The sequence below is a fragment of the Streptomyces bikiniensis genome (assembly GCF_000716625.1).
Taxonomy (GTDB): Bacteria; Actinomycetota; Actinomycetes; order Streptomycetales; family Streptomycetaceae; genus Streptomyces; species Streptomyces bikiniensis.
Genome location: NZ_JNXJ01000091.1, coordinates 1 through 6,621 on the forward strand (window position 1 = coordinate 1; position 6,621 = coordinate 6,621).

Sequence of the window (6,621 nt, forward strand, 5' to 3'; positions counted from 1 at the left end):
CGGCCCCGACACCCCCATCATCACCACCGACGCCCGCCACCGCGCCGACGCCAAGAGCGCGCTCATCACCCTCGTCGAGCACGCCCTCATGGCCCGGCTGCGGTAGCTGTCCCCCGGCGTTCCGTCCGTACCCGCTCGTCCCGAAGGCCGCGCTCCCCGGAAGGGGGGCGCGGCCTCCGGCATGTGTGCGTCCGCCCACGGACAGCGCGAAGGGCCGGGACCCGGTCTCACCGGGTCCCGGCCCTTCGCCGTGCTCCGTGCGTCGCGCGCTGCGCTCCGTGCCGGCTAGCGCCAGCTGTGCGGGGCGCGGAAGCCGTGCTCGCGCTCCAGACGGCGCCAGCCGGCCGCGGTGCGGCCGCGGTGCGCGGGGGCGGCCTCGGCGGACGGCTGGGCGGCCGCGCGGGCGAGGAGGACCGCGGTGATGGCGGCGAGCTCCTCGGGGTCGGCGTGACCCTTCTCGACGCGCAGGAGATTGGCGGGAGTGCTCATGGAAGGGGGCTCCTCTTACTGCGGCGGGTTGCCATGCTTGCGGGAGGGCAGGTCGGCGTGCTTGGTGCGGAGCATGGCCAGGGAGCGGATGAGGACCTGGCGGGTGTCGGCGGGGTCGATGACGTCGTCGACCAGGCCGCGCTCCGCGGCGTAGTACGGGTGCATCAGCTCGGCCTTGTACTCCTTGACCATGCGGGTGCGCATGGCCTCGGGGTCCTCGGCCTCCGCGATCTGCTTGCGGAAGATCACGTTGGCGGCGCCCTCGGCGCCCATGACCGCGATCTCGTTGGTGGGCCAGGCGTACGTCAGGTCGGCGCCGATGGACTGGGAGTCCATCACGATGTACGCGCCGCCGTACGCCTTGCGCAGGATCAGGCTGATCCGGGGCACGGTCGCGTTGCAGTAGGCGTAGAGGAGCTTGGCGCCGTGCCGGATGATCCCACCGTGCTCCTGGTCCACCCCGGGAAGGAAGCCGGGTACGTCCAGAAGGGTGATGATCGGGATGTTGAAGGCGTCGCACATCTGCACGAACCGGGCCGCCTTCTCGGAGGCCTCGATGTCCAGGACGCCGGCGAGGGTCTGCGGCTGGTTGGCAACGATGCCGACGACCTGGCCGTCGAGGCGGGCCAGGGCGCAGATGATGTTGCGGGCCCAGCGCTCGTGGACCTCCAGGTAGTCGCCGTCGTCGACGAGCTCCTCGATGACCTTGTGCATGTCGTACGGGCGGTTGCCGTCGGCGGGGACCAGGTCGAGCAGGACGTCGGAGCGGCGGTCGGCCGGGTCCTCGGAGGGGACGGCCGGGGGGTTCTCGCGGTTGTTCTGCGGGAGCATCGACAGGAGGTAGCGGACCTCCGCGATGCAGGTCTCCTCGTCGTCGTACGCGAAGTGCGCCACGCCGCTGGTGCCGGCGTGGACGTCGGCGCCGCCGAGGCCGTTCTGGGTGATCTCCTCGCCGGTGACCGCCTTGACGACGTCCGGGCCGGTGATGAACATCTGCGAGGTCTCGCGGACCATGAAGACGAAGTCGGTCAGGGCGGGGCTGTAGGCCGCGCCGCCCGCGCAGGGGCCGAGCATCACGGAGATCTGCGGGATGACGCCGCTCGCGCGGGTGTTGCGCTGGAAGATGCCGCCGTAGCCGGCGAGGGCGGAGACCCCCTCCTGGATGCGGGCGCCGGCGCCGTCGTTCAGGGAGACCAGCGGGGCCCCGGCCGCGATGGCCATGTCCATGATCTTGTGGATCTTGGTGGCGTGGGCCTCGCCGAGGGCGCCGCCGAAGATCCGGAAGTCGTGCGCGTAGACGAAGACCGTGCGGCCGTCGACCGTGCCCCAGCCGGTGATGACGCCGTCGGTGTACGGCTTCTTCGCCTCCAGGCCGAAGCCCTGCGCGCGGTGCCGGCGCAGCTGCTCGACCTCGTTGAAGGAACCAGGGTCGAGCAGGAGCTCGATGCGCTCGCGCGCCGTCAGCTTGCCCTTGGCGTGCTGCGCCTCGGTCGCCCTCTCGCTCGGGCCCGCCAGGGCCTGCTCGCGCAGGACGTGCAGCTCGGCCACGCGGCCGCGGGCGTCGACGGGCTCGCTCGGGATCTGGTCCACAACGGTCATGTACCGACCCTACGAAGTCGGACAAGAAAACCCTGCCGTCGACTCCGTACAGTCTCGCGTGTCGATTCCTGGCGGGGACGGACAGAACCGCGCCCCGTACGTCCCGAGTCAACAGCCGGACACCCCTTGTGTTTGTAGGAGTCCGACATAGACCTCGGCGGGGGCCACACGTCCGCGGGCGGCACCCCACCGTACCGGGGTGCCGCCCGCGTTCTTCACTTCCCTACAACGCCCCGCCCTTCGGGAAGGCGTTGCAGGGGGTCAGCCGCCGCAGTGGAAGCGGGCGCTCCCCCAGTCCGCGTGGTCGTTGCCGTTGCCGTCGCCGCCGTCGTCCACCACCAGGTCGACGTAGGCCGCTCCGGTGACGTCGGCGGTGAGGGGCCAAGCGGGGTCCGCGGCCTTGAGGACCGGGGACTTCGCTTTCTCCGCGCCGTCGGCGAGGACGGTGAACCGGACGCTGCCCCGGCCGACCTGGGTGTCGTCCACGCCGACCCCGGCGGTGAAGGAGGCGCACCGGCCGCCGAGGTAGTAGCGGACGGTGGCGGGGGCGTGGGTGCCCAGGCCCTTGGCGTACGCCACTCCCCCGATCGTCAGCGGGGAGCCGTCCCCGGCGCCGGTCCCGCCGTTGGAGAGGTCGCGCTCGACGGGTCCCCAGCCGCTGGTCGCCGAGGTCCAGTCGTGGTCGCTCGCCCAGGTGTCGGCGGTGGGCGGCGGGGGCAGGGTGCGGACGGTGGCGGCGGCGGTCAGCCTCCGCCCGTCCCCGCCGACGGTGTACGCGAGGGAGGCGTTCAGCGGGTACGACCGGTAGGCCGCGTCCACCGGCGGGGTCACCTGCCAGGCGGCGGTGGCCCTTCCGCCCGCCGCGACCGTGCCGAGGTCGACGGGCCCGGCCGGTTCGGCGGTCCAGCCCTCGGGCAGTTCGAGGACGGCCCGCGCGCCGGTGGCCCCGGCGGCCTCGTCGTTGCCGAAGGTGACGGTGACCCGGTTCGGGCGGCCGGGCTCCAGGGTCTCGGGCGCGGCGACGGCGAGGGTGCCGCAGGCGGCGCGCTCGGGGGCCGGGCCGAGGTCGGTCACGGTGAAGCCGTCGAGGACGAAGTCGGCGCCGTCGGGGGCGTCGGCGCGCTTGCGCAGCCCGGTCCAGGTGTCGCCGCAGCCCGCCGTGACGGTCTCGGTGAAGTGCCCGGTGGTGCGCTGCTGCCCGATCGGGGTGCGCCGGGTCTCGACGGCCGCTCCGGTGCCGCTGGTGCGGTCGTAGCCGGTGACCCACTCGTACGCGCCCGCGTGGCTGGACTGGTAGGCGTACTCGACGCGGTACCGGCGGCCGTCCTCCATGGGGACGGTCCAGGGGGCGGTCCGGTAGACGAGGCCGCTGTTCTCGTCGTGCGACTTGAGGGACTCGGCGCCGCCGACGACGTCGTCCACGAGCTTCCCGTTCCAGCCGGCCTGGGTGTAGGGGGCGTGGAGCTGGGCGATGTGGGTGCGCGGGTCGTTCGTCCCGCCGGCGTCGCCCTTGAGGAAGGGGCCCCAGCCCTGGTCGACGGCCTCGAAGTCCTCGTACACCGTGGTCCCCGGCTTGCCGGCGGGGTCGTTGGCGACGATCCGGACGTCGTCGATCCGGACGGCGGCGGCGCTGCCGCCCGCGGCCTCGATCCTCAGGGGGGTGGCGCCGTGCGGTGCGGTGAAGGTGACCTTGGCGCGCTGGAGGCGGGTGTCGTTCCAGTCGGAGGCGGCGATCCGGTTCTGGAGCGGGGAGCGCTCGACGGTGACGGACGCCCCGCCGGCGGAGAGGGTGGTGGGGCGGGTCCTGCCGGGTTCGACCTCGATCAGGGCTGAGGCGGTGTACCGCTTGCCGGGGGTGAGGCCGGTGATCCGCTGTCCGACCGAGGCGGGGGCGGTGCCGGTGAGCTTCGCGCTGGTGCGCCCCTGCTCATCGGTGTCGCGGGCGACGGTGCCGGTCTTCGTCCAGGCGGTGAGCCCCGCGTCGTTGAAGCCGGGGTCCTTCACCGGGGTGCCCCGGCCCCACTGGGGGTCGGTCCGGGCGGGGGCCTTGTCGGGGTAGAGGACGTAGGCCTGTCCGGCGGCGGCCTCCAGGGTGACCTTTCCGCCGGCCGGCCGCACGGTGGCGGTCTTCACGCGCCCGTTGTCGGTGAGCCGGTACACGGTGTACGAGCGGGGGCCGGCCGGGACCTGCCAACTGGTCGTGCCGCCGGACTCGTTGTAGTGGTAGAGCTTCCTGCCGCCGTCCCAGGGGAGCAGGTAGCTCTCGCCGTCGAGGACCTTGCGGCCGTTCTCGTAGAAGGTGCGGCGGCCGTCCTCGACGGTGCCGCGGACGCCGCCGGTGAAGGTGATGTCATTGCCGTTCCAGCGGGTGATCTTCTGCTGCTGGAGGTACTTGGCGGGCAGGTTGCGCTGCCAGACGTTGGCGGTGAAGGCGTTCCAGTCGGTCTCGCCGGTCCAGCCCTCGAAGTCCACCAGGGCGGTCTGGCCGAGGACCGGGTGGTCGTTCCAGACGTCCTTCTCGCCGTTGCGGATGAAGCGGATGATCTGCGAGTTGAGGCCCTTGTTGGTGGCGCCGCCGTAGTCGAGGTCGTTGGCCCAGTGGGACCAGAGGGAAGAGCGCTCGAACTTGTCGGCCCACTCGGTGGCGACGTTCCAGCCCTGCGCCTGGACGGCCCGCATCGTCTTGTCGGCGATCCAGCCGTGCGTGTAGTAGACGTCGATGTAGAGCGCGGAGAGGTTGGGGTCGGTCTCGTCGCGGAGCTGCTGGAAGCGGCGGGCGAGGTCGCCGCTGTTGATGTCCCGGCGCTGGTCGATGTAGTAGCTCTGGTTGAGCCAGTTCCAGCCGGGCTTGGTCCGGTCGACCAGGGTCTCGCTGAAGTTCTTCGCCTCGGGGTACGACTCGGTGGCGTTCACGTGGACGCCGAAGCCGGCGTTCCACTTCCGGCCCTCCTTGAGGAGGGTGTTGAGGTCGGCGAGGCCGCCGGCGCGCTCGTTGTAGTTGCCGCCGTAGTCGGGGTGGGCGGAGTCGTGGCCCTCGGAGCCGTACCCCTTGAGCAGGGCGAACTGGCCGAGTCCGTCGGTGGCGAGCGAGATCCGCTTGACGTCGTCCAGGGTGCGCAGGAAGGGGTGGGTGGCCTGGGAGGCGAAGTTGAACGGGATGTGGGCGACGACCCGGCCGGGGGTCTGCTCGCTGCCGGGGGCCTTGATCCCGATCGTGCGGAAGGCGACGGCGCCGTCCTGCCAGTCGACGGTGCCGTCGGCGTTGGCGTCGGGGGTGACGACGACCTTGGCCCAGGGCAGGGCGTCGCCGCTCTCGGGCTGCGGGGCGCCCTCGCCGCGGTAGGTCCACTGGCCGGACCAGACGCCGACGCGGGTCTCGGTGCCGTTCCTGCGGGCCTGGTGCCAGAAGCGGGAGGCGTCGCGGGCGGAGGCGCCGGTGGGCTTGTCGTAGCTGGAGTTGGACTCGACGGCGGCGGCGAGGCGGCCGGTGCCGACGATCGCGTAGGTGGCGCCGGTGGGGCTCGCCTCGGCCGGGGTGGCGTCGGTGACCCGCGCGAAGACGTCGGCGGTACGGGTGGAGTCCGGGTCGAGGCGGGTGAAGGCGGTGGTGGCGCCGCCGGCGTCCGAGGAGCCGACGGAGACCAGGTCGTGGCCGGGTATGTCGATGGTCCCGACCCGGAAGGCCTCGGTGTCGCGGACGGCGGTGATCCGGAAGGTGGTGGTCCGGCCGTCGACGCTCAGCCGCGCGTCGATCTCGACGCCGGGCAGGTCGGGCAGGACCAGGGTGTACGCGGCGGAGGCCGGGGTCAGGACGGGGGCGGCCTCGGCCCGGACGGCGCGGGCGGTGCCGTTGAGGACGACCTGGGTGACCGGGGCCGTACTGCCGAGGAGGCGGGCGCCGCTCGCGCGGTCGGTGTACGAGAGGACGCGGGGGAAGTCCTCGGCGACGGCGACGGAGAGCTGCCGGGAGGAGATGACGGCGCCCGTGGAGGTGTCCGCGGCGGCGTCCGGGGCGGTCCCGGCGGGCGGGGTCCGGGGGTCGGCCAGGGCCGGCCCCGCCAGGGCGAACACGGCGGAGGAGGCGACGGCGAGCGCGCAGGCCGCACGGATCCTGCGGCCTCGTGGCGAGTGAGGGAGGGGCATGCGCACTAGTTGGCCCCGGCCCGGCGGCACCGTCAACGAGATCGCGCCGCGCGGGCCCCTCCAGTCCAAGAACCCCCTTCGGTTAGTCCAAGTGGGCTCCGGAGGGGGCTCTTCGGCCGTTCCCGGCCGGGGTCAGCAGCCGCCGCAGTTGTAGAAGGTCACGTCCCAGTGGTTGCCCTCGTCGGCGTAGACGTTGCCCGCGCCGGACCTCCACTGCGGGGCCCCGTCGCCGCGCACGCCGATGTAGGTGAAGGTGTTCTTGATGTAGTTCCCGAGGCAGGTGTACTTGCCGAAGTCCAGCTTGTAGCCGTTCCAGTGGGAGTACGTGCCGCCCGCGTGCCCGGTCTCGGTGCCGCCGGTGATGTTGAGGGCGCAGCCGCTGGCGCTCCT

General features: G+C 72.7%; 3 protein-coding genes and 2 pseudogenes. 1 reads left to right on the forward strand and 4 read right to left on the reverse strand.

Translation table 11 applies throughout. The features are described from left to right. A pseudogene (locus tag OO47_RS32725) lies at positions 1-106 on the forward strand (ATP-binding protein); the annotation flags it as partial. A gap of 179 nt (positions 107-285) precedes the next feature. Here the strand turns inward: OO47_RS32725 and OO47_RS32730 are convergent. The 4 genes and pseudogenes from OO47_RS32730 to OO47_RS32745 form a co-directional block, all read right to left on the reverse strand. Then, positions 286-489, reverse strand: coding sequence for an acyl-CoA carboxylase subunit epsilon (locus OO47_RS32730; RefSeq protein WP_030223365.1), 204 nt, complete (start codon positions 487-489; stop codon positions 286-288). A 15-nt stretch (positions 490-504) separates the two neighbouring features. Further along, positions 505-2,088 carry an acyl-CoA carboxylase subunit beta gene (locus OO47_RS32735; RefSeq protein ID WP_078490149.1) on the reverse strand — a complete coding sequence of 528 codons (1,584 nt, stop codon included), beginning with the start codon at positions 2,086-2,088 and terminating at the stop codon, positions 505-507. Positions 2,089-2,349: 261 nt separating this feature from the next. Next, positions 2,350-6,231 carry an endo-alpha-N-acetylgalactosaminidase family protein gene (locus OO47_RS32740; protein ID WP_033211145.1) on the reverse strand — a complete coding sequence of 1,294 codons (3,882 nt, stop codon included), beginning with the start codon at positions 6,229-6,231 and terminating at the stop codon, positions 2,350-2,352. 132 nt (positions 6,232-6,363) lie between these two features. After that, a pseudogene (locus OO47_RS32745) lies at positions 6,364-6,621 on the reverse strand (hypothetical protein); the annotation flags it as partial.

Bases quoted from the DNA above. Each gene is read 5' to 3' on its own strand.
- OO47_RS32730 (WP_030223365.1), bottom strand. From the start codon at position 489: ATGAGCACTCCCGCCAATCTCCTGCGCGTCGAGAAGGGTCACGCCGAC.
- OO47_RS32735 (WP_078490149.1), bottom strand. From the start codon at position 2,088: ATGACCGTTGTGGACCAGATCCCGAGCGAGCCCGTCGACGCCCGCGGC.
- OO47_RS32740 (WP_033211145.1), bottom strand. From the start codon at position 6,231: ATGCCCCTCCCTCACTCGCCACGAGGCCGCAGGATCCGTGCGGCCTGC.